This window comes from Arthrobacter sp. B2I5 (assembly GCF_030816735.1).
Taxonomy (GTDB): Bacteria; Actinomycetota; Actinomycetes; order Actinomycetales; family Micrococcaceae; genus Arthrobacter.
Genome location: NZ_JAUSYF010000001.1, coordinates 2,016,062 through 2,038,398, shown reverse-complemented (window position 1 = coordinate 2,038,398; position 22,337 = coordinate 2,016,062). Strand labels below are relative to the sequence as shown.

At 63.9% G+C, this 22,337-nt stretch carries 25 protein-coding genes; 9 read left to right on the top strand and 16 right to left on the bottom strand.

Annotated elements, in window-relative coordinates; genetic code table 11:
• The first annotated feature begins 77 nt into the window (after positions 1-77).
• A complete protein-coding gene (locus QFZ60_RS09750; protein ID WP_142121872.1) occupies positions 78-821 on the top strand; it encodes a polyprenol monophosphomannose synthase in 744 nt (247 codons plus the stop codon).
• A gap of 94 nt (positions 822-915) precedes the next feature.
• On the opposite strand, the gene QFZ60_RS09745 is transcribed toward QFZ60_RS09750, so the two are convergent.
• The 5 genes from QFZ60_RS09745 to QFZ60_RS09725 all read right to left on the bottom strand — a co-directional run bounded on the left by QFZ60_RS09745 (position 916) and on the right by QFZ60_RS09725 (position 4,712).
• Positions 916-1,263, bottom strand: a complete 348-nt coding sequence (locus QFZ60_RS09745) for an RNA polymerase-binding protein RbpA (protein WP_026266052.1) — start codon at positions 1,261-1,263, stop codon at positions 916-918.
• A gap of 245 nt (positions 1,264-1,508) precedes the next feature.
• On the bottom strand, positions 1,509-2,456 hold the full coding sequence (locus tag QFZ60_RS09740) for an SPFH domain-containing protein (protein WP_307090105.1): 948 nt from the start codon (positions 2,454-2,456) through the stop codon (positions 1,509-1,511).
• 22 nt (positions 2,457-2,478) lie between these two features.
• Entirely contained in the window at positions 2,479-2,952 is a 474-nt protein-coding gene (locus QFZ60_RS09735) for an NfeD family protein (protein WP_307090103.1), read from the bottom strand.
• A 128-nt stretch (positions 2,953-3,080) separates the two neighbouring features.
• Positions 3,081-3,962: a putative RNA methyltransferase gene (locus tag QFZ60_RS09730; protein WP_307090101.1), complete on the bottom strand. Its 882-nt coding sequence runs from the start codon at positions 3,960-3,962 to the stop codon at positions 3,081-3,083.
• 69 nt (positions 3,963-4,031) lie between these two features.
• Positions 4,032-4,712, bottom strand: a complete 681-nt coding sequence (locus tag QFZ60_RS09725) for a peptide deformylase (protein WP_307090100.1) — start codon at positions 4,710-4,712, stop codon at positions 4,032-4,034.
• A 53-nt stretch (positions 4,713-4,765) separates the two neighbouring features.
• On the opposite strand from QFZ60_RS09725, the gene QFZ60_RS09720 reads away from it, so the two are divergent.
• Entirely contained in the window at positions 4,766-5,179 is a 414-nt protein-coding gene (locus tag QFZ60_RS09720; protein ID WP_307090098.1) for a nuclear transport factor 2 family protein, read from the top strand.
• Here the strand turns inward: QFZ60_RS09720 and QFZ60_RS09715 are convergent.
• The 4 genes from QFZ60_RS09715 to QFZ60_RS09700 form a co-directional block, all read right to left on the bottom strand.
• Complete coding sequence (locus tag QFZ60_RS09715) at positions 5,170-6,366, bottom strand: NAD(P)/FAD-dependent oxidoreductase (RefSeq protein WP_307090097.1); 1,197 nt, start codon at positions 6,364-6,366, stop codon at positions 5,170-5,172. The genes QFZ60_RS09720 and QFZ60_RS09715 overlap by 10 nt on opposite strands.
• 1 nt (position 6,367) lies before the next feature.
• Positions 6,368-7,063, bottom strand: coding sequence for a class I SAM-dependent methyltransferase (locus tag QFZ60_RS09710; RefSeq protein WP_307090095.1), 696 nt, complete (start codon positions 7,061-7,063; stop codon positions 6,368-6,370).
• Between the two features lie 15 nt (positions 7,064-7,078).
• A complete protein-coding gene (locus QFZ60_RS09705; protein ID WP_307090093.1) occupies positions 7,079-8,302 on the bottom strand; it encodes a type III polyketide synthase in 1,224 nt (407 codons plus the stop codon).
• A gap of 196 nt (positions 8,303-8,498) precedes the next feature.
• Positions 8,499-8,648, bottom strand: a complete 150-nt coding sequence (locus QFZ60_RS09700; protein ID WP_307090091.1) for a hypothetical protein — start codon at positions 8,646-8,648, stop codon at positions 8,499-8,501.
• Between the two features lie 606 nt (positions 8,649-9,254).
• Here QFZ60_RS09700 and QFZ60_RS09695 point away from each other — a divergent pair.
• Both QFZ60_RS09695 and QFZ60_RS09690 read left to right on the top strand, forming a co-directional pair.
• Complete coding sequence (locus QFZ60_RS09695) at positions 9,255-9,656, top strand: DUF3054 domain-containing protein (RefSeq protein ID WP_307090089.1); 402 nt, start codon at positions 9,255-9,257, stop codon at positions 9,654-9,656.
• A 117-nt stretch (positions 9,657-9,773) separates the two neighbouring features.
• Complete coding sequence (locus tag QFZ60_RS09690) at positions 9,774-10,055, top strand: Lrp/AsnC family transcriptional regulator (protein WP_307090087.1); 282 nt, start codon at positions 9,774-9,776, stop codon at positions 10,053-10,055.
• A gap of 14 nt (positions 10,056-10,069) precedes the next feature.
• Here the strand turns inward: QFZ60_RS09690 and trpD are convergent, their stop codons facing one another.
• Positions 10,070-11,125, bottom strand: a complete 1,056-nt coding sequence (gene trpD / locus QFZ60_RS09685; RefSeq protein WP_307090085.1) for an anthranilate phosphoribosyltransferase — start codon at positions 11,123-11,125, stop codon at positions 10,070-10,072.
• Positions 11,126-11,237: 112 nt separating this feature from the next.
• On the opposite strand from trpD, the gene QFZ60_RS09680 reads away from it, so the two are divergent.
• The 4 genes from QFZ60_RS09680 (at position 11,238) to QFZ60_RS09665 (ending at position 15,606) form a co-directional block, all read left to right on the top strand.
• Positions 11,238-11,912, top strand: coding sequence for a heme-copper oxidase subunit III (locus tag QFZ60_RS09680; RefSeq protein WP_268815565.1), 675 nt, complete (start codon positions 11,238-11,240; stop codon positions 11,910-11,912).
• A gap of 86 nt (positions 11,913-11,998) precedes the next feature.
• On the top strand, positions 11,999-12,787 hold the full coding sequence (locus QFZ60_RS09675) for a cytochrome c (RefSeq protein ID WP_142121898.1): 789 nt from the start codon (positions 11,999-12,001) through the stop codon (positions 12,785-12,787).
• Positions 12,788-12,887: 100 nt separating this feature from the next.
• Positions 12,888-13,958, top strand: a complete 1,071-nt coding sequence (locus tag QFZ60_RS09670; protein WP_142031292.1) for a ubiquinol-cytochrome c reductase iron-sulfur subunit — start codon at positions 12,888-12,890, stop codon at positions 13,956-13,958.
• Positions 13,936-15,606 (top strand): ubiquinol-cytochrome c reductase cytochrome b subunit, encoded by a 1,671-nt coding sequence (locus tag QFZ60_RS09665; RefSeq protein WP_307090082.1) that lies wholly within the window; start codon positions 13,936-13,938, stop codon positions 15,604-15,606. Before QFZ60_RS09670 ends, QFZ60_RS09665 begins: the two co-directional genes overlap by 23 nt.
• Before the next feature lie 139 nt (positions 15,607-15,745).
• Here the strand turns inward: QFZ60_RS09665 and QFZ60_RS09660 are convergent, their stop codons facing one another.
• The gene (locus QFZ60_RS09660) at positions 15,746-16,516 is read right to left on the bottom strand and encodes a GntR family transcriptional regulator (RefSeq protein WP_307090080.1); all 771 of its coding nucleotides are present in this window, start codon (positions 16,514-16,516) and stop codon (positions 15,746-15,748) included.
• Between the two features lie 157 nt (positions 16,517-16,673).
• Between QFZ60_RS09660 and QFZ60_RS09655 the strand changes: the two genes are divergently transcribed.
• On the top strand, positions 16,674-16,967 hold the full coding sequence (locus tag QFZ60_RS09655) for an HPr family phosphocarrier protein (RefSeq protein ID WP_307090078.1): 294 nt from the start codon (positions 16,674-16,676) through the stop codon (positions 16,965-16,967).
• Between the two features lie 76 nt (positions 16,968-17,043).
• Here QFZ60_RS09655 and QFZ60_RS09650 read toward each other — a convergent pair whose 3' ends face one another.
• The 5 genes from QFZ60_RS09650 to QFZ60_RS09630 all read right to left on the bottom strand — a co-directional run bounded on the left by QFZ60_RS09650 (position 17,044) and on the right by QFZ60_RS09630 (position 22,266).
• A complete protein-coding gene (locus QFZ60_RS09650) occupies positions 17,044-17,445 on the bottom strand; it encodes a cytochrome c oxidase subunit 4 (protein WP_142031296.1) in 402 nt (133 codons plus the stop codon).
• On the bottom strand, positions 17,442-19,169 hold the full coding sequence (gene ctaD / locus QFZ60_RS09645; protein ID WP_142121909.1) for a cytochrome c oxidase subunit I: 1,728 nt from the start codon (positions 19,167-19,169) through the stop codon (positions 17,442-17,444). Before ctaD ends, QFZ60_RS09650 begins: the two co-directional genes overlap by 4 nt.
• Before the next feature lie 10 nt (positions 19,170-19,179).
• Entirely contained in the window at positions 19,180-20,052 is an 873-nt protein-coding gene (coxB, locus tag QFZ60_RS09640; RefSeq protein WP_142031298.1) for a cytochrome c oxidase subunit II, read from the bottom strand.
• Between the two features lie 185 nt (positions 20,053-20,237).
• Entirely contained in the window at positions 20,238-20,627 is a 390-nt protein-coding gene (locus QFZ60_RS09635) for an iron-sulfur cluster assembly accessory protein (protein ID WP_056336786.1), read from the bottom strand.
• A 184-nt stretch (positions 20,628-20,811) separates the two neighbouring features.
• On the bottom strand, positions 20,812-22,266 hold the full coding sequence (locus QFZ60_RS09630; RefSeq protein ID WP_307090073.1) for a dipeptidase: 1,455 nt from the start codon (positions 22,264-22,266) through the stop codon (positions 20,812-20,814).
• Positions 22,267-22,337: the final 71 nt, after the last annotated feature.

Here is a 22,337-nt window from a genome sequence, read left to right as displayed (position 1 = left end):
ATAATGGGTAGTTGCGCCCGCCGCCGGCACGGCCCGGCATCAGGTGCTCCGACCACTTCCACCAGGAAAGGCCCTTTGTGCGCGTCCTTACGATCATTCCCACCTACAACGAACTGGAATCGCTGCCCAAGACGCTCCAGCGCCTTCGGAAGGCCGTTCCGGCGTCGGACGTGCTGGTGGTTGATGACAACAGCCCCGACGGCACCGGCCAACTTGCCGACGGATTCGCCGCCGAGGACTCCCAGGTCCACGTCCTGCACCGCAAGGGCAAGGAAGGCCTGGGCGCCGCCTACATCGCCGGCTTCAAGTGGGGCCTGGACGCCGGCTACGACGTCCTGGTGGAGATGGACGCCGACGGCTCGCACCAGCCCGAACAGCTTCCCCAACTGCTCGAAGCCGTGGATCAGGGGGCAGACCTGGCCATGGGCTCGCGCTGGGTTCCCGGCGGCAGCGTGGTCAACTGGCCCCTGTACCGCCAGGCGATCTCCAGGGTCGGCAGCACCTACGCCCGGCTGATGCTGGGCCTGCGGATCAAGGACGTCACCGGCGGCTACCGGGCGTTCCGCAGGACCACGCTGGAGAAGCTCAACCTGGACCTGGTTGACTCGGTGGGCTACGGCTTCCAGGTGGACCTGGCGTGGCGCGTGGCCAAACTGGGGCTCCGCATTGAAGAACGCCCCATCACCTTCGTGGAGCGCGAGCTCGGCGCCTCGAAGATGAGCGGCAACATCGTGGTCGAGGCAATGGTCAACGTCACCAGGTGGGGACTGGCAGCCCGCTGGAACACCCTGACCGGCAAGCTGAAGAACAAGCAGGCGTAATCCTCCCTGCCGGCGCCAACGGCATCCGCGGAAACAAAAGAAGGGGGCGGCCCCGCACGAAAGTGCGGCGCCGCCCCCTTCTTTTGGACTGGCCTTATGCCGAGCGGCGCTCTCCGCGGCGTTCGCGCAGGATGGTCAGGCGGTCCTCGAGGATCTGTTCGAGTTCAGGAAGCGAGCGGCGTTCCAGCAGCATGTCCCAGTGGGTGCGGACTGCCTTGTCATTGCTGGTGTCCGGCTTTTCGCCGTCAACCAGGAGCGCTTCCTTTCCGGTCTTGGAGACCCACACCGGAGGAATTTCCGCCTCGGAGGAGAACGTGACGAAGACCTGCTCGCCATCTGCGCAACGGTATTCGACCCGCTGTCGCGGAGCCGGCTCAACTCCGGACTCGGTCTCCATGCTCTGCGCACCAAGGCGCATGCCCCGCAGGCTGCGATCGCTCATGATTTCTCCCTCTGGTCGGTTCGCGGATGAAATCTCCGCGTTGGCCCGCGGCAACATTGCACCGCCGGACTTCTGTGTGCACTGTGCTGCATCATAAGATTCAACGCATTGCGAAGCTTGGTTGTTCCAGCTGGTATTCTCCTGCCGGACAAATACCCAATTATACGGGCGTTATCCCGCCTGCACCAAAACAGGGAGGTCTCCGTGGGCGGACCACGGAAACCTCCCTGCGTTCTTTGGTTCCCCTAGGGCTGGGTACGCCCGCCCTGCACATCGTCGAAAAGCCCACCTGCAGCGGGGGTTTCCGCAGCGGCCCCGCCGAGGGCGTTGCCGATACCCTTCAGTGCTTCGCCAACTTCACTTGGGATGATCCACAGCTTGTTGGCGGAACCTTCGGCCAGTTTGGGCAGGGTCTGAAGGTACTGGTAGGCCAGGAGTTTCTGGTCCGGGTTGCCCTTGTGGATGGCGTCGAAGACCTTTTGGATTGCCTGCGACTCACCATCCGCACGGAGGATGGCTGCCTTGGCCTCGCCCTCGGCCTTGAGGATGGCGGCCTGCCGCTGGCCCTCGGCGGTGAGGATGGCTGACTGCTTTGTTCCTTCGGCGGTCAGGATCGCTGCGCGGCGGTCGCGTTCGGCGCGCATCTGCTTCTCCATGGAATCCTGAATGGAGTGGGGCGGATCGATGGCCTTCAGTTCCACCCGGGAGACGCGGATGCCCCAACGGCCCGTGGCCTCGTCGAGGACCCCGCGGAGCTGTCCGTTGATCTGGTCGCGGGAGGTGAGGGCTTCCTCCAGGTTCAGTCCACCCACCACGTTGCGGAGGGTGGTGGTGGTGAGCTGCTCCACGGCCTGGATGTAGTTGGCGATTTCGTAAGTGGCTGCCCGCGGGTCCGTGACCTGGAAGTAGACCACGGTGTCGATGGAGACCACCAGGTTGTCCTCGGTGATGACCGGCTGCGGCGGAAAAGACACCACCTGTTCACGCAGGTCCAGGAGCGGCAGCAGCCGGTCCACGAACGGGATGAGGATCGTCAGTCCGGGGTTGAGCGTCCGCTGGTACTTGCCAAGCCGTTCAACGACGCCGGCACGGGCCTGCGGAATGATCCGGACGGACCGGACCAAAACTATGATGACAAAGACGATCAGAACCACCAGCACGATGGCCAGTGCGGTTCCGCCTGCGTTTTCCATACAACTCCTTGTTCCCCAATTGTCAGGCTGTATCTGGGCCGGTGGCCGCCGGGGGCGGTACCGAAACCACTGCTGTTGCGCCATCGATGGCTGCCACTACCACCTTCTGGCCCGCGGGAAGGATCCCCGCGGCGGAGCGGGCGCTCCAAATATCGCCGCCGATTTTCACCAGGCCCCCGTCAGAGGTCACGGCCTCCATCACCAGGGCCGGCTCACCGATCAGCCGGTCCACGTTGGTCCGTTGATCGGCCGGGCCCTTCTTCAGGTGTGCAAGAGCCACCGGCCGGACAAAGGCCACCATGAGCAGGGACACCACGCAGAAGATCACCACCTGGAGCCAAGGTTCTGCACCGGCGAAGTCGGCGACCAGTGCGGCGAGCGATCCGCCGCCGAGCATGATGAAAAACAAGTCAAGGGTGATCATCTCGACCACTGCAAACGCCAGGAAAGCCGTGAGCCACAATGCCCACCAGTTTTCGCCAAGCCACTCGAACATCGTTGTTTCCCCCTTCGCCACGGGGGAGCCGCATGCGCGGGCCCGCCAGTAACTGTCCTTTCATCGTAGTCCGCGGACGTGCCCTGCGGGTCTGTTCACGCCGGCTGCGGGGGATAGTGGCCAAGTCGTTACGGGGCCCCGTTGCTCCTGGGTGTGAACACGAAGAGCCGGAACTTTGCGTCGGCTGTTACCGGCTCCCGGGAATGTTCGAGCCGGGCGGCGATTTGTCCCAGGTCCAGGTGGTGCCCGGCCGGTCCCATGAAGGCCAGGTCCGCGGCGGCGGTACGGGTCAGCTCCAGCGGGATGTCGACGTCGAGGGTGGCGTCAAGGTCGAAATGTTCAGCCATGGCCCCGGCCAGGCGCTCGTCCTTGCCCTCTTCGATACCAAGCATCCCGGTAACGGCGGCGATGTCAGCAAGGTGGCCGGTTCGCGGCGCCACCACCACAAGCACGCCCTGGGGGCGAAGGACCCGGGCAAATTCGGCGGGGTTCCTCGGGGCGAAGACCACCGTGACGGCGTCGACCGAATTCTCCGCAACCGGCAGCGGCCGCCAGATGTCCCAGACCAGGTTCACGGCCTCCGGATTGAGCCGTGCAGCCCGGCGAAGGGCAAACTTGGAAATGTCCAGGCCGATTGCGGATACCTGCCGCCCCCTGGCCGCTGCGGCGTCGAGGATCCGGCGCAGATAGTGTCCGGTCCCGGTCCCGGAGTCCAGTACCACTGCCCCTGCCTGCGGCAGGTGGGGCACGACGGCGTCGGCCACCGCCTGGGCCAAGCGAAGGTAGTGGCCGTCGCCCAGGAAGTTGAAGCGTGACCCCACCATCGCGGCACTGTCCGGCTCGAAGGGGCTGCCCTTGCCCACCAGGAGATTGAAATAGCCCTGCCGGGCGGCGTCGAAACTGTGGCCGTTTTGGCAAAGCAGGCGGGGCTGCCGGGCAGCCGTCGCCGCGAGGTGTTCCAGCGGATGTGAGCAGACAGGGCAGAGGAGGGGGAAATCCGCGGAAGGCATGGGAACCATTTTAGGGCGGCCGGACTTCCTGCCCCTGTCCGCTGTTACTGCCTCCGGGAACAGGGAAGGTCAGCCGGGCGATATGCCGGCCGGCCCGTCGTCGAACCCCAGCCCGTCCCTCGCCTTGTTGATGCCGGCTTCGGCCCAGTGCGCTGCATATTCGGCATTGCTGCTCAGGGAACGGAGCTGGGCGCGGTCCAGGTACAGGATGCCGTTGAGGTGGTCCGTCTCGTGCTGGACGATGCGTGCCTGCCACCCGGTGAACTCCCGCCGCCCGGCCGCGCCGTCGGGCGTCAGGTACTCCAGCAGTACGGCGTCGGGCCGGGCCACCACCGCCTGGAGCCCGTTGACGGAAAGGCAGCCCTCATAAAACGAGGCAACTCCGGACCCCAGCGGCGTGTACCGGGGGTTGAGGATGGCCAGGAACTCCAGTGGGCTCCGGTTCCGCAGCGCGGCGGCGTCCGGATCGACGTCGAACTGGTCTTCCACCACGGCGAGCTGCAGCGGGATGCCCAGTTGCGGGGCGGCCAGGCCCACCCCGGGGGCCTCATGCATGACCTGCCGCATGACCCCGATCAGGCGGGCCAATTCGTCTGCGGAGAGCTGGCCCTCGAACGCTGCGGCACGCTGGCGGAGCGCCGGGTGGCCGGCCTGGACGATGGGCGGAAGGGACCCGGCGGACAGGATGCGCTCAACAATTTCACGGATTTCGCCGGGGCCGGCGGTTGTTGGGGGAACAGTCTGGGTCATGGGGACAGCCTACTGGCGGATAGGTTCAGGACCCTTGAGCTAGGGTCTACTGCATGGCTGATGATTCTTTCCCGCCGGCACCCCCGCTGGAGCACGTCCTGGAATTCATCCGGGTCCTCGAGGCGGGCGGGGGAGCGGATGACATCCGGCCGTACCTGTCGGAATCATTCGTATTGACGGAGGCTCCGCACCTCCTGGCTCCTGAAGGTTCCACCCGGACACTGGCGGGAGTGCTCGCTGGCGCGGACCAGAGCCGCGAGGTGGTGAAGGACCAGCAGTTCATCATCCGGCGGACCACCTGCCAGGGCAGCCGGGTGGTGGTGGAAGCAGACTGGTCGGCCACGGTGCTGATGGATCTGCGGTACTGGGACCGCGGCGAAACCATGCGGGCCAGGACGTCCTCGGTGTTCGAGGTCCGCGACGGTGCCATCGTGAGCCAGGACAGTTACGACTGTTATTACCGGTAGCCCTGCAACTGCGGGTTCGTGCGCTGGTGCATGGTGAAGCGCCTGGCCGCCCACTGGTTCACCCCGGGGAGGGCAGCGGCAGCGCCGATCGCAGCAGTGCGGACCCGAAGGAGCGGCCGGGGCAGCGGCCTGCCCAGCATCATGTTGATTTCGGCCTGCCGGCGGGATGCGGCGGCAGCCCGGCGGCGGCTCTTCTCGAACTGCCGGAGCCTGGTCCCCGTGGATTCGCCGGCCAGCGCGGAACAGATCACAGGGACCAGCTCCGCGGCATCCAGCCAGCCCAGGTTCATGCCCTGCCCGCCAATGGGGCTGATCTCGTGGGCAGCGTCCCCCAGCAGCACAGTCCGTCCTGCCACCATCCGCCGGGCGATCGCCGCCCTTACGCTGAAAGCGCTCAGCATCGAGTTCGTGGCTGCATCAGGCAGGAAGCCGGTCCGGCTGTGCACCAGTTCCGCCAGCTCCCGGGGACCTGCTTCAGGCTGGGCCGGGCGGTCCAGCCGCACCACCCAGCGCCGCACCCGGCCGGGCAGTGGAAAGGACTCGACGATCCCTTCCGGTTCGAGGAACAGGACGGCCTTCTCCCCGTAGCCGCTGCCGTCGTCGAAATCCCCCATGAGGTAGTGGTCGGGATAGGACTTCCGGTCCACCGGCACGCCCAGGGCGCCGCGGAGCAGGGACCGGGCACCATCTGCCGCCACCAGCAAGGCGGCGGTGGCGGTACTGCCGTGGCCACTGCTCAGGATCGTGGCACCCGGGCTGGACTGGACCGTGACGGTGACCTTGTCGCCGTCGTCCCTGGCTCCGGTGACGTTGGCACCCCTGACCAGTGCCCCGGGGTCCAGGGCGCGGACGCGGTCCTCCAGGAGTTCCTCTGTCCTGAACTGCGGCAGGGCGAGGACAAAGGGATAGTGGTCCGATACGGCGTCGAACGCCATGGTTCCCACTGTTCTCCCGCCGCTGACCGCCATGCCCGTCCTGATGCGGATGCCTTCCTGGACCAGACCGGACGCAACCCGGATCCCGGCCAGTGCCTCCAACGCCGGAGGATGGATGCCGATGGCGCGGGTATGCCGGTTCCGTGACGTCCGCTGTTCAAGAACCTTTACCTTGACGCCTTCCTGCAGGAGCGCGGCAGCCAGGTACAGGCCCACGGGACCGCCCCCGGCGATCAGGACATCGGCGTCCACGTCAGCCCCGCCGGTACGTGAGGACCTGGTGGAAGGCCGACGAGCGCTTCACGGACCAGCCCGGGGGAGCGGCGGCCGCCAACTCGGCGGCCGTGTAGCTGCGCCGGATGGAAGTGAGGCCGTCCTCCCGGATGAAGGACCACCGGAACGGCAGCGCCGCCACGCTGAACAGGGCAAACGCGGCCGCGCTGCGGACCAGGTCGTTGTGCAGTACCTTCCCGGTTGCCAGGATTTCCGAGTCCGCCAGGAGTCTCCCGAGCTCCTCCGGTTCCAGATGGTGCAGCACGTGGTTGGAGATGACGGCGTCGAACCGGGCGCCTTCGCTGACCAGGTCGCTGCTGCGAGCGTTCCGGAATTCGACGCCGGCCATGGAGGGGCGCTGCCGGGCGAAACGGTCGGCGCGGGGATCGGGATCGATGCCCGTGATGTGCATCGCCTTGCCGTCCCGCGCGGCCCACCGGGCCAGCATCACTGCCAGGTCGCCTCCGCCGGATCCGATGTCCAGCACCGTCAACGGGTGTTGAGCAGGCGTGATCATGGGTCGAAGCTCCTTGGCATACAGCTTCCGCCAGCCGGACAGCACTCTGTTGATGACACCAAACTGCCGGTACGTGTTGTCCAGGAGGCGGGCATCACAGTCCGGCCGGTCCATCTGCTCGATCTCAGTGGTGGCGCGTTGGCGCAGCAAAATTCCCATTCGACGGAGCCCGCGTCAGGCGACGGGCGCTTCGGCGGCCGTCCGGCTTTGGAACATCCTCAGGTCAGCCTCTGCCGCATTGTCCTCCTGGCCGCCTGCTGCCTGCCGGAGCTTGGTGAACAGGCCGGTTTCCACCGTCAGGCCAGGGCCAAAGGCCATGGAACAGATGCGCTCGTCCCCGGCAGGTGCCTCCTGGAGGGGTTGTTCCAGGATGTGCTTGAGGACGAAAAGGACGGTGGCGCTGCTCATGTTGCCGTAAGTGCGCAGGATCTCCCGTGCCGGGACCAACTGGACATCGCTGAGGCCAAGCCTCGACTGCACCTTGTCCAGGATGCTGCGGCCGCCGGGATGGATGGCCCAGTGGGGGATTGCCGTGTAAGGGAGCGCCGCCAGTTCCGGTTCCGTTTCGAGCAGGGGCTCCAGGGCGCCGACAATGTGGTCGTCGATGATGTGGGGAACGTAGTTTCCAAGAACCATCTCGAAGCCGTTGTCGCCGATGTTCCATGCCATGGAATCCTCACCGACCGGCGTCAGGACGGTCTCGAAGTGGTCCAGTTTCATCAGTGCCGTTTCTTCCGCGCCTTGACGGGCAGTCACGACGGCGGCGGCGGCACCATCGGCGAACAGTGCCGAACCCATGATGGTGTCCGGGTCGTTGGAGGTGCGGACGTGGAGGGAGCACAGTTCGGCGCAGACAACCAGGACGACGGCGTTGGGGTCAGCCTCGCAAAACAGTTTCGCCGCACGGAGCGCGGGAAAGGCCGCGTAGCAGCCCATGAAGCCCAGGTGGTAGCGCTGGACTGCCGGGCTAAGGCCAAGTTCGCGGACCAGTTTGTAGTCGGGGCCAGGATTGAAGAAGCCGGTGCAGGAAACTGTCACCAGGTGAGTTATGTCAAGTAAATCGAGTTCCGGGGCTGCCTGCAGGGCAGCGCGGGCGGCCTCTACGAACAGTTTGGTGGCCTCGCTGGCGAAGATATCGTTGCGCACTTTGGTGCTGGGGTTCAGCAGCAGCCCGGTTTCCGGGTCGTAGAACTGCGGGTTTTCTGAGCGGGACGCGTTTGTGAGTTCCTGCACGGCGGTGAACCTTGTCTCGATGGCTGCACCATCAAAACAGGTATTGACCAGCCGTGAACCCAAACGGGACAGGCCTGGCTGGGCCGCAAAAACATCACGGGCTTCGGACTGGATCAGCTTTGTCCCCGGAACTGCAGTTTCAAGTGAGCGCACATAGACCGTCATTGATTCATTCTTGACGGGCGCCAGAATAATGACAATGGGTTTGGGGCTTTGACCAGCGCTTTTGCCGGGGCTTTGCAGAGTCACAAGGCGGCTGGTTGAGACCCCAATCCCGTCCTGCCCTAAAGCGCCGATAATCTACATTATGTCAAGTAACTCTTGAGAGGACCCCGGCTGCGGCTACCCCACCAGCCTCCGGTTAGTGATGCCGCTGCATCGAAGCCCCCACCACGGCACCGACGCCAAGTCCCAGCGCAAGGCCCCAAAACGGCGTATGGAACAGTGCCAGCCCCAGGCTGATCCCCAAGGCAGCACCGAGCAGGCTGCAAATCCACAAGGCCTTATTCACTGTGCCTCCCATAGGGCCGGGCTGACCCCACCTTCCTGATGAGACCCTACTGCATACCTATTCTCTGGGGCCTGAAAATGGGGAGCCTGGCACGGCAAGTTGGGTAGCTCCCACCCATGCCGGCCGGCGCGGAGCGCCCTAACCTTTGGACATGGCAGCAGGCCAAACCCGGCCGGCTGCGGGCGTTCTATGGAGACGGATTCTACGGATCCCCTCCCAGGTTCATGAAGTCGGCGGCGCCCGGTTATCGTTATCTCTTCAGGAGGCTCCGTGCGCGAGTTTTTCTGCCATAATGTCTGCATCCATGCCGTCAATACTTGCTCTGAATGCCGTTCCGCGACCCGGGAGGAAGCGCTTCGTCAAGCTCCCGGCAAGCCAATTGTTCTGCTGAATCCCGCACAGGTGAAGGTCCGGTCTATCTGCGCCGCGGCCGTCGCTTACACGGTGACGGATGTACTTATTGAATGGGACGAAGACACCGGTTATCACCTCCGGTGGGAGGCAAGTTGGCTCGTGCGCCGAGCGCACGTGTCCCCCAGGCCCGCTCCCCCAGCCTTGAGCATCCCTGCGGCACTAAGTTAAGAATGGACGGCTAAGCTCGAAACCATGAGTTCTTTGAAAACGACGGTGGCGGCAACGGCGTCCGGAAAGACGGTACTGGCAGCGGCTGTGGCCGATGTCGTGCTGATTCTTGCCTTCGCCGCCATAGGCCGCGATGCGCACCACCGGGAGGAGCCGATCCTGGGTGTGCTGCTGACTGCCTGGCCCTTCCTCGCCGGTGCCGCCGCCGGGTGGGTCGCTTCCCGGGCCTGGCGCAGACCTTTATCTGTCCTCCATGCCGGGGTTCCCGTATGGCTTGGCAGCCTGGTCGTCGGCATGCTCCTGCGGGCGCTGACCGCCCAGACGGTAGTGCTTCCCTTCGTCATCGTGGCCACATTGGCCCTGGCCATGTTCCTTGTGGGGTACCGGCTCCTGCTGGCCGCCGCCGTCCGGCTCCGCAGCCGGTAACTCAGGGGCAGCCGGCACCAGGTGGCTGCCGGGAAAGGAACCCCGGTGTAATAGGCTGGCAGGAGAGACAAACCTGCCGTGCCTTGCTGCGGCGGAACTGATTGAAGGGGTACAAACGTGGTTACCGCATTTGTTCTGATCAAGACTGACGCCGCCCGCATTCCCGAGACCGCGGAGGAAGTCTCCGCCATCGAAGGCATCAGTGAGGTCTACTCCGTCACCGGGGAATGGGATCTGATTGCGGTAGCGCGGGTACACCGGCACGAGGACCTGGCGGACGTCATCGCCGACCGCCTCTCCAAAGTTCCTGCCGTGGTCCACACCACCACCCATATCGCCTTCCGCGCGTACTCACAGCACGACCTGGACGCTGCCTTTTCCCTGGGGTTCGAGCAGTAACGCGGCGCCCGGCCTTAGGCGCGGGACAGGGAAACCCAACGGTCCAGGACGGCGGCAGCAGCGCCCGAGTCGATTGATTGCGCCGCCCGCGCGAAAGCCCTTTGCATCCGCGCCAGGAACGGTCCGTCGGCTTCACGGTCAAACGCCACCAGACCGGCCGCTGCATTGACCAGGACCGCGTCGCGGGCAGGGCCCTCTTTGCCGGCCAGCACGTCGCGGACTACGCCTGCGTTCGCCGCTGCATCACCGCCGCGAAGCTGTTCGACCGTGGCCAGGCTGATGCCAAGGTCCTGCGGGGAGAACAGCAACTCATTAACGGCGCCATCGCGGATCTCCCAAACGGTGGAAGGACCAGTGGTGGTCAATTCATCCAGGCCGTCATTGCCACGGAAGACCAGTCCCCTGCTCCCCCGCCGCGCCAGGACTCCTGCAACGAGCGGCGCCATCCGCGCATTGGCGACGCCCACAGCAGAAGCCTGCACGTTGGCAGGGTTGGTGAGCGGACCCAGGAAATTGAATGCCGTGGGTATGGCAAGTTCGCGGCGGGGCACGGCAGTGTGGCGGAATGACGGGTGGAACACCTGGGCAAAACAGAAGGTGATGCCCGCCTGCTCGGCGTTACGGGCCACCTGCCCGATGGACAGGTCAAGACGGACTCCCAGCGCTTCGAGCACGTCCGCGGACCCGGACGACGACGACGCGGCCCGGTTGCCGTGCTTCACCACCTTGGCACCGGCGCCGGCAGCGACAAGGGCGGCCATGGTGGAGATGTTGACAGTGTTAAGTTGGTCACCTCCGGTGCCAACGATGTCCAGTTTCTCACCGGAAATTTCCACTGGATTGGCATGGGCAAGCATTGCTTCGACCAGGCCGGAAAGCTCATCCACGGTTTCACCCTTGGCGCTGAGCGCCACCAGGAATCCCGCGATCTGGGCGGGCGTGGCTTCGCCGGACATGATCGTGTCCATGGCCCAGGACGTGTTCTCCGCCGTGAGGTCATTGCCATTAATCAGTGCCGAAATCAGCCGGGGCCAGGTGTTGCCGGACGCTGCAGTTGCCTGTGAAGTCACCTGCTGATGCTATCGAGCGATGGCGGGCACTGACCAATGTGAACGCCGGCGGGAACTTTTCCAGGCAATTTCGCGTCTTTGTAGAAAAAGTCCTCCGAAAAGGCGGTTTGCGTTGGGCAGCACGGACTTTTACAGACATAATGTCTATGTGACATCTGCGACCCATGCCCCCAGTACCCCGGCGCACCCCACGCTGAACCGCCCCAACATGGTTTCTGTCGGAACCGTTGTGTGGCTGTCCAGCGAGTTGATGTTCTTCGCCGGTCTTTTCGCCATGTACTTCACGCTCCGCTCCACGAGTGGTGAAATGTGGGCTGAAGAGACAGCCAAGCTCAACTTCCCCTTTGCGCTCGTCAACACGATCGTCCTTGTGGCCAGTTCCTTTACTTGCCAGATGGGCGTCTTCGCCGCTGAGCGCCTGCAGCCCCGGCGTACCGGAGGTGCCCTTCAGTTCGCCCGTTGGGGAATGAATGAATGGTTCACCCTGACCTTCATCATGGGTGCGTTCTTCGTTGCCGGCCAGACCACCGAATACGCGATGCTGGTTTCCGAGCACGTCTCGCTCTCCTCCAACGCTTACGGCTCTGCCTTCTACATGACCACCGGCTTCCACGGCCTCCACGTCATCGGCGGCCTGATCGCCTTCCTGCTCATCATGGGCCGGTCCTTCGCGGCGAAGAAGTTCGGACACTTCGAAGCAACGTCCGCGATCGTCACCTCTTACTACTGGCACTTCGTTGACGTCGTGTGGATCGGCCTCTTCCTGGTCATCTACGTACTCAAGTAGCCAGCTTTGATTCTTTTTCTACAAGAGGCAGAATTTCAGGTAGCGGCTCCCGGAGCCGGCGCAGGATCGAATAAAGGAAGCACCACGTGAAGGCACTCTCACAAAAGCGGCGTCACCCACTTGCAGCAATAGCGCTGCTTCTGATGGGGCTCCTCATCACTGGTGGGCTGTACGCCGTGGCAACCACCGTCAACGAGGCCAAAGCTTCCACCACCACTTTCAGTGCGAATGACGCGGAAGAGGGCGGCAAGCTCTTCGCGGCCAACTGCGCCACCTGCCACGGCATGGGTGCCAGTGGGTCCAAGGATGGCCCCTCGCTGGTGGGTGTCGGTGCCGCAGCTGTCGATTTCCAGGTGGGCACCGGCCGCATGCCGATGCAGATGAACGGACCCCAGGCCCTCAAGAAGCCGGTCCAGTTTAACGATGAACAGACCCACCAGCTTGCAGCCTACGTCGCTTCCCTTGGAGCCGGCCCGGCGATTCCTGAAGAGGACCTGACAAACGGTGGCGGCGACGCCGCTGCCGGTGGCGAACTCTTCCGCACCAACTGCGCCATGTGCCACAACGCCGCTGCTGCCGGTGGCGCACTGACCAGGGGCAAGTTTGCACCGGCGCTGGCAGACGTATCCGGCAAGCACATCTACGAAGCCATGGCCACGGGACCGCAGAACATGCCGGTGTTCAATGACGCCAACATCACCCCCGAGGGCAAGAAGGACATCATCACCTTCCTGAAGCAGATCGAAACCACCGGTTCTCCGGGCGGCGCCGATCTCGGCTCCCTCGGCCCCGTTGCTGAAGGCCTGTTCGTATGGGTTGCCGGCCTCGGCGTCATCATCGCCTTCACCATCTGGCTGACCTCCAGGACGTCCTGACTTTCCCTGGGGACACACACAACTTCTGCTGCCCAGTCAGCAGCTTGAAATTAGAAACTAACCCGGCACAGGCCGGGACGAGAGAAGGATGAGGCGAATTATGGGCAACCATAGTGACGGCAGTCCGAACCACTCGGGCACCGTAGCTACGGCTGGTCAGAATGAGGTGGAGAAGTTCCAGGATCCTGGAATTCCCCCGCATCGTTTGCGCCTGGCTGACACGGACCCGAAGGCCGCAAAGCGGGCAGAACGGCAGGTCGCCTTACTATTTGGCATTTCTGTTGTTGGAACCCTGATCTTCCTGGTGGCGTACTTCGCCATTGATCTGGGTGATGACTCCAGCATCGCCACCATCCGGCTCCAGAACGCCCTGCTCGGGGTAGGCACCGCCTTCGCCATGCTGGGTATCGGTACCGGCATCGTGCACTGGGCCAAGGCCCTGATGCCCGATCACGAAGTCTCCGAGGAACGCCACGCGATCCGCTACGAAGAAGACCGCCAGGCCGCTGTCCGCATCGTCGACGACATCGTGGAAGAGACCGGCATCAAGCGCCGCCCGCTGATCCGCAACACCCTGCTCGGTGCTGTGGCGCTTGCCCCGCTTCCCGCCGTCGCCATCTTCGGTGACCTCGGCCCGCGTCCTGACGACAAGCTCGCACACACCATGTGGGCTCCCCAGGACGGAAAGCGCAAGCGCCTGACCCGTGACCCTGACGGAACTCCCATCAAGGCCTCGGACGTCACCATCGGTTCTGCCTTCCACGTCATCCCGGAAGGCCTGAACGAACTCGAGGAAGGCAAGCTCAACGAAAAGGCAAAGGCAGTTGTGCTGCTCATGCGCCTTGATCCCGCATCGCTGAACCCGTCCGCGGGCCGCGAAGAGTGGGGCTACAACGGCATCGTCGCCTACTCGAAGATTTGCACCCACGTTGGCTGCCCCGTTGCTCTGTACGAGCAGCAGACGCACCACCTGCTGTGCCCGTGCCACCAGTCCACCTTTGACCTCACTCAAGAGTGCAAGGTGATCTTCGGCCCCGCCAGCCGCCCTCTCCCCCAGCTGCCCATCGCAGTTGATGACGAAGGCTACCTGGTCGCTACCAGCGACTTCCATGAACCCGTAGGACCAAGTTACTGGGAGCGTGATTCGCATGAGCGCAGCATCAACAGCTGAGCCGGCTTTCGTCGCCAAAACCAAGACAGGCCGGATCACCGACTTCGTCGACTCACGTGTCGGCGGTTCCGGGATCCTCCGCGAGTTCGGCCGCAAGGTCTTCCCGGACCACTGGTCGTTCATGTTCGGTGAAGTAGCACTGTACTCATTCGTCATCCTGCTTCTGTCGGGCACCTTCCTGACGTTCTTCTTTGATCCTTCAATGGCGGAGACACACTACGACGGCGGCTACGTCCCCCTTAAGGGCGTGGAGATGTCGGTGGCGTACAGCTCATCGCTGAACATCTCCTTCGACATCCGCGGCGGACTTTTCATGCGCCAGGTACACCACTGGGCAGCGCTGCTGTTCGTGGCGTCTATCGCGGTCCACATGCTGAGGGTGTTCTTCACCGGTGCATTCCGGCGCCCGCGTGAGATGAACTGGGTTGTGGGAAGTGTCCTGCTGATCCTGGCCATGGCTGCCGGCTTCACCGGCTACTCGCTCCCCGATGACCTGCTGTCCGGCAACGGCCTGCGCATCATCGACGGTGTCATCAAGTCCATCCCGGTCATCGGAACGTACATCTCGTTCTTCCTGTTCGGCGGGGAGTTCCCCGGCACCGCCATCATCAGCCGCCTCTACATGCTGCACATCCTGCTGGTGCCGGCGCTGATCCTGCTGATGATCGTGGTTCACCTGTTCATGGTCGTCGTCCACAAGCACACGCAGTACCCCGGGCCGGGCCGCAACGACAACAATGTCGTTGGCTACCCCCTTGGTCCTGTCTACGCTGCCAAGGCCGGTGGGTTCTTCTTCATCGTCTTCGGCGTGATTGCGTTGATGGCGGCATTCTTCACCATCAACCCGATCTGGAACTACGGTCCGTACGACCCCTCCCCCGTTTCCGCAGGCACCCAGCCTGACTGGTACATCGGCTTTGTTGACGGCGCCCTGCGATTGATGCCGGGAACCCTTGGCGACTGGCACGTGGAGCAGGTCTTCTTCGGCCACGTCTTTACGTTCAACGTCCTGCTGCCGGCCTTGGTACCGGCCGGCATCCTGTTCACCGTCATGTTCATGTACCCGTGGATCGAGCGCTGGGTGACCAAGGACGACCGGGAACACCACGTCCTGGACCGTCCAAGGAACGCCCCGACCCGTACCGCCATCGGTATGGCAGGCTTCGTCTGGTACTGCGTCATGTGGGCCGCTGCAGGTTCCGACCTCATCGCCACCCACTTCGGTGTGTCCCTGAACGATGTCACCTACTGGCTGCGCGCACTGTTCTTCATCGGACCGGTCATCGCCTTCGTGGTGACCAAGCGCGTCGCCCTGGCGCTGCAGCGCAAGGACCGTGAAATTGCCCTTCACGGCCGGGAAACGGGCCGCATCGTCCGTCTCCCCCACGGCGAATTCATCGAGGTCCACGCACCGCTGGACGAGTACAAGCGCTACAAGCTGGTTGGTTTTGAGTCACCTCAGGTCCTCCCGGCCGTACCCAACGAGCACGGTGTGGTCACCCGCAAGGAAAAGCGCCGCGCGTTCCTCTCACGCTGGTTCTTCGAAGACCGCGTGGCTCCCGCTACGCCTGCTGAGCTTGAGGCAGCACACGGCCACGGTCATGAGGCTGTTGAAGCGGCAGAAGGCAGCAGGAGCCTGACGCACTAGGCTTCACATCGCAGACAGGAAAGGCCCGATCCACATGGATCGGGCCTTTCCTGTTTTTGAACTCTTGCCTGGTCCATCCCGCCCAAGGGACCCGCCCGCGCTGCCGGCCAGTGGAGGCGCAGCCAGCGGACAGACCGGCTTAGTGGTTGCGCGCCCGCCTGGCTCCCGGCCGCTGCAGCGGCACCCACAGTTTGTACCGGTCCGCCCTGTAGTAGGACACCGAGTAGTCAACCATCGCCCTGGCCACAAACGCGTGCCGCTGGATCTTCAGCAACGGCGCCCCTACCTCGACGTTGAGCAGGCGGGCCGTGGAGGGCGATGCCGCGGTCGCCTCGATCATGTCCTCGCCCCACTCCATAACCAACCCGTACTGCTCGCTGAGGACGTTGTACAGCGACGTGGGCGGCTCGCCGTCAAGGAGGCCCGGGACTCGATGCGCCGGGATGAAGTTCTCGTCCACGCTCATGGGCTCCCCGTCGGCAAGGAGCAGCCGGCGGAAGCGGACCAGGGGCGTGCCCTCATCCAGCTGGAGCTCGCGGGCCAGAAAGGCGCTGGCGCCGATCTGTTCGAAACTGAGCACCTTCGCAGCCGGAACCATGCCGCGCCGCTGCATCTCTTCGCTGTAGGAGGTGAGCTTGACCTGCAGGTCGAGTTTTGGCCGGCGGACGAATGTCCCCAGGCCCACCACCCGTTCGATGACCTCCTCCCCCACCAGGGCATCAATTGCCTGCCGTACCGTCATTCGTGCCAGCCCGAAACGCTCCGCCAGGTCCCGTTCCGATGGCAGGGCAGAGCCCGGCGGACATGACTGTGCGATGTAGGCACGAAGGATTTCGCGAAGCTGGACGTAAATGGCCGTTCCGCTGGTGCGGTCAATTTCCCCCGTGATTGCGGCGGCGCCAGCTGCCATGATCGTTCTCCTGCCGTTGGGTGTACCCCAATTTTAGTTCGGTCTAGACCAGTTGCCAGACCGCTTGGCGTTTTCGCCCCAGAGCGGTTCGGACAGCTATATTTGGTCTGGAAATTTGCCAATGACGGAGGGGGCCGTCTTTTGAAAAGGAGTCCCTTTGCCAACAATGAAAGCCGTGGTGGCAGCGCCGGTGGGCCTGCATGCACGACCTGCCGCGGTATTCGTCCGGGCCGTCACCGACACGGGTCTCCCGGTCACCATCAGCAAGGCCGGCGCCGGCAAGGTGGATGCACGTTCACTGCTTCAGGTGATGACAGCCGACTTCCCACAGGGATGTGAAGTGGAGCTGTCCATCATGGAGCACGGGCTGGAAGGAGCCCTGGGGCGCAAGAAGGCTGAGGAGGCCCTCCGGCAGCTTCGGGAACTCCTGGAGTCGCAGGGCGCCGCTTAGAAGGCCTGGGACGGCATACAACGACGTCGGGCCCCACCAATCTGGTAGGGCCCGACGTCGTTATTCTTTTGCTTGCCTAGTGTGCGTGGTCGCCGCGGCTGTACTCGTACACCCAGCCCACGAGGGCCACGAGGGCGAGGCCGCCTGCGATGAAGATGATCCAGGCACCTACTGCCAGGCCCAGGAAGCCGGTGGCGCAGGCGATGCCCAGAACCAGCGGCCACCAGCTCCAGGGGCTGAAGTGCCCCTGTTCGCCGGCGCCTTCGTGGATTTCTGCGTCACTGCGGTCCTCGGGACGGAGGCCCACGCGTTTGCCGGTGAAACCGAGGTAGGCCCCGATCATTCCGGCGAGGCCGCCGACGAGCAGGATGCCCAGGATGCCCACCCACTCACCCCAGTTGGTCAGGAAACCGTAGACCAGAGCGACGGGGACGAAGAAGAAGACTCCAGAGCCAAAGATCCAGGATTCGATTTTCACTGTGCGGTGTCCTTCTGGTCGGCGTTGCCGAGAACCGATGCTGCGGGTGCCGGCGACTCAACGGTGTGGACCTGGCGCAGTTCCGGGTGGTGCAGGTCCAGGGCGGGACGCTCCGAACGGATCCGGGGCAGGGACGTGAAGTTGTGGCGCGGCGGCGGGCAGGACGTGGCCCACTCGAGCGAAGCACCAAAGCCCCACGGATCATCAACCTGGACCTTCTCAGCATTGCGCCAGGTGATGTAGACGTTCCAGAAGAACGGGATCAGGGACGCACCGAGGACGAATGAGGCCACGGTGGAGAACTGGTTCATCCAGGTGAAGTTGTCCTCCACCAGGTAGTCGGCGTAACGGCGGGGCATGCCCTCGACGCCGAGCCAGTGCTGGATCAGGAAGGTGCCGTGGAAGCCAAGGAACAGAAGCCAGAAGTGGATCTTGCCCAGGCGTTCATTGAGCATCTTGCCGGTCCACTTGGGCCACCAGAAGTAGAACCCGGCGAACATGGCGAACACCACGGTGCCGAACACCACGTAGTGGAAGTGGGCCACCACGAAGTAGGAGTCCGAGACGTGGAAGTCCAGCGGCGGGGAGGCCAGGATGATGCCGGTGAGGCCGCCGAAGAGGAAGGTGATCATGAAGCCGATGCTCCAGAGCATGGGCGTCTCGAAGGTCAGCGAGCCGCGCCACATGGTGCCGATCCAGTTGAAGAACTTCACGCCGGTGGGCACCGCGATGAGCATGGTCATGAACGAGAAGAACGGCAGCAGGACAGCGCCCGTGACGTACATGTGGTGGGCCCACACCGTCACCGAGAGGGCCGCAATGGCGATGGTGGCGTACACGAGGCCCTTGTAGCCGAAGATCGGTTTGCGGCTGAAGACCGGGAAGATCTCCGACACGATGCCGAAGAACGGCAGCGCAATGATGTACACCTCGGGGTGGCCGAAGAACCAGAACAGGTGCTGCCAGAGGACGGCGCCGCCGTTCTCCGGATCGAAGATGTGCGCACCGAACTTCCGGTCCGCGCCGAGCGCGAACAGGGCTGCAGCCAGCGGCGGGAACGCCATCAGCACCAGGATGGCGGTGATCAGGGTGTTCCAGGTAAAGATCGGCATCCGCCACATGGTCATGCCCGGAGCACGCATGCAGATGATGGTGGTGATGAAGTTGACCGCACCGAGGATGGTGCCGAAGCCGGACAACGCCAGGCCGAAGACCCACAGGTCACCGCCGATGCCGGGGGTGAAGGTGGTATTGGACAGCGGCGCGTAGGCGAACCAGCCGAACGAGGCAGCACCCTGCGGGGTGATGAACCCGGACACCGCAATGGTGGAGCCGAACAGGAAGAACCAGAACGCCAGCGCGTTCAGGCGGGGGAACGCCACGTCAGGGGCGCCGATCTGCAGCGGCATGATGACGTTGGCGAACCCGGCGAACAGCGGGGTGGCGAACATCAGCAGCATGACGGTGCCGTGCATGGTGAACAGCTGGTTGTACTGTTCCTTGGTCTGCAGGATCTGCATGCCTGGTTCGAACAGCTCGGCGCGGATCAGCAGGGCCATCACGCCGCCCAGGCAGAAGAACACGAAGGACGCGATCAGGTACATATACCCGATGGTCTTGTGGTCGGTGGAGGTGATCCAGTTGACGACGATGCGCCCCTTGGATTTGGGTACCACGGGAGCCGACAGGACTCCCGTGGGTGCGGATTGGGTGTACGTAGCCACGTCGCTCCCCTTACTTATTTTCGTTCAGGTTCGGGTTGCGGTCGTACTCCACGCCGAGCAGGCCGGTGTTGCCTTCAGCCTTGAGCTGGTCCATGTGGGCCTGGAATTCGGATTCCGACACCACCTTGACGCGGAACAGCATTTCGGAGTGGTACTCGCCGCAGAGTTCGGCACACTTGCCGTCGTAGGTGCCCTCTTTAGTGGGGGTGAACCGGATGTAGTTGGTCTTGCCGGGAATCATGTCGCGCTTCTGCAGGAAGGCGGGAACCCAGAAGGAGTGGATGACATCGCGGGCGTTGAGCTCGAGGTCAACAGACTTGTTGACCGGCAGGTACAGGGTGGGGAGCTGTTCCTTGTCGATGGTGTTGCCGGTGAGGTGGGCCTGGACCCCGGCCTCGTGCACGTCTTCCTGGATCACGTCGCCGGACTTGTAGTTAAAGTCCCACGCCCACTGCTTGCCGCGGACGTCCACTACGACGTCGGCCGGCTGCGATCGGTCATCGATCGCCTGCTGGTCGCGGTCGGTGAAGTAGAAGAACACCAGGACCATGAAGATCGGGATGGTGAGGTAGAAGACTTCCAGCGGAAGGTTGAAGCTGGTCTGGCGGGGGAAGCCAACCGTGCCCTTGCGGCGGCGGTAGGCGATCAGGCACCAGATGATCAGACCCCACGTAATGGTGCCCACCACGAGCGCAGCAATCCATGAGTTGACCCAGAGGTCCATGATGCGGTCGGTGTTGCTGGTGGTGCCACGTTCAGTGGGCATCCACCCCTTCTCTACCTCTGGCGAACATCCGGTCAAAACCAACGCGCCGGCAATAGCCAAGCTTGAGATCGTGGTGATCGTTTTGCGTCGGCTGCCGGTTCGGTTCTGCGAACTCACAGACGGCCCTTCCTACTTGTTGCTGTTGTCCGGGCAGCCATCGGCGCTCCGGGCACAAAAAAGTTTTACTACTCGGTGTAGAGCTTACCGCTCCCCCGGGCGTTTCGCCCACATGTCGGCGCCGAGCCCCCGTGCCGTTTTGGACGGCAGGAAGCCCGGCGCGGACATCAGGCGAAATAACCGGCTTAGTGGAATGAATCGCCGCAGGCGCAGGACCCGCCGGCGTTCGGATTGTCGATGGTGAAGCCCTGCTTCGAGATGGTGTCTTCGAAGTCGATGCTGGCGCCGCTCAGGTACGGCACGCTCATCTTGTCGACGACAACCTCGACGCCGTCGTAGTCGCGGACAGCGTCACCATCAAGGAGCCGTTCGTCGAAGTAGAGCTGGTAAATCAGCCCCGAGCATCCGCCGGGCTGCACAGCCACGCGCAGGCGCAGGTCGGTGCGGCCTTCCTGCTCCAGGAGGCTGCGGACCTTGCCTGCAGCGACGTCGGTCAGGTTGACCTCGTGAACGGGCAGTTCGTCGCTGGCCACGCTGGTGGCGGCGGTGCTGTTTTCGTTGGTTGCGGTACTCATTGGCCTACCTTCTTAGGACGGTCTGGCGGCGTCGCCGTAACGGCGCCTGCCCCTACAAATACGGTATGGGCTATAGCTACATGCTACGCGCGGCAGTCCTGTAGCTCTAACTCCTGGCGTAACCGTCAAAGCACGCCGGTTGTTCCCTGGCATTCCGCTGCGCGGACTTCCCCATGCAGGACCCCTACCCGCCGGCCGTAAGGCCTTCACTGTTCAGCCGCGTGAGCATGAGGGCCTCGGCCAGGATGGCATTGCGGAAGTCACCGATGTGCAGGGATTCGTTGGCGCTGTGCGCCCGCGAATCGGGGTCCTCCACGCCGGTCACCAGGATCTGCGCACCTGGGTACACGTCCGTCAGGTCGGCAATGAAGGGAATGGAACCGCCGATCCCCGTTTCAACGGCAGGAACTCCCCACGCCTCGCCCAGGGCCCACATGGCAACCGTTGCCGCCGTGGAGGAGGTGTCGGTCCGGAAGGGGTTCCCTGCCTCCCCTGGCGTGAAGAGGACCTTTGCGCCGAATGGGGCGTTGGCCTCCACGTGCCGGCCGACCGCTTCCATGGCCTCGGCGGGGACCTGCCCCGGGGCCAGCCGCAGACTGAACTTTGCCCGCGCGCGCGGGATGAGGGTGTTGGAGGCGACGTCCACGGCGGGTGCGTCGAAGCCGATGATCGACAAGGCCGGCTTGGTCCACAACCGGGATGCGATACTTCCCGTTCCTGCCAGCCGGACGCCGTCGAGCACGGAGGCATCCGCGCGGTAATCCGCCTCCGGCATGTCGACCGTTACCGTGTCGCTGGCCACCAGGCCCTCGATCGCCACATTGCCGTCGGCATCGTGGAGGGTGGCAATCAGGCGGGACAAGAGGGTGGGTGCATCCAGGACCGGGCCCCCGTACATCCCGGAATGCACCGCATGGTCAAGGACCTGCACCTCAATCGTTCCGTCCACCAGCCCGCGCAGGCTTGTAGTCAGGGCAGGCACGCCGACTTTCCAGTTGCTGGAATCGGCCACCACAATAACGTCCGCCCGCAGGAGCTCGCGGTTGACCTCCAGGAATGTCCGGAACGTGGGCGACCCCGCTTCTTCCTCCCCTTCGATGAAGAAGGTGATTCCCAGTCCCAGTGAGTCGGCAAGGACTTCCGAAAGAGCCGTGTAGGCGGCAACGTGGGCCATGATGCCGGCTTTGTCGTCAGCGGCGCCGCGCCCGTAGAGGCGTCCGTCTTTTTCGACGGCGGCAAAGGGCTCCGTTTCCCACAGCGCCTCGTCGCCCACGGGCTGGACGTCATGGTGCGCATACAGGAGGACGGTGGGTTGTCCTTCAGCGGCAGGACGGCGGGCGACGACGGCCGGGCCGCCGGGCGTACCGTCAGCCTTGTTGACGGACAGCACCTGCACTTCTTCGATCCCGGCGTTCCGGAGGAGCTCCGCGACGGCCTGGGCGCTGCGCTCCAGGGGCGTGCGGTCGAAGCTGGGCCATGCGATGCCCGGGATGGCGACGAGTTCTTTGAGCCGTGCCAGTGTCTGGTCGAAGGAACGGTCTACTGCCGAACGGAGATCTTCCGTCCTGCCGGTAACCTCAGGAGCCGGTCCTGTTGTGCCGGTGGTGCTGTGCGGGGTGGCCGCGGGTGATGAAGTCATGGCCAAAACATTACCCCCGTCACATTCCGCTGCCCGTCAGGGCAGACGCGGAAGCAGGCATCGCTCCGGCT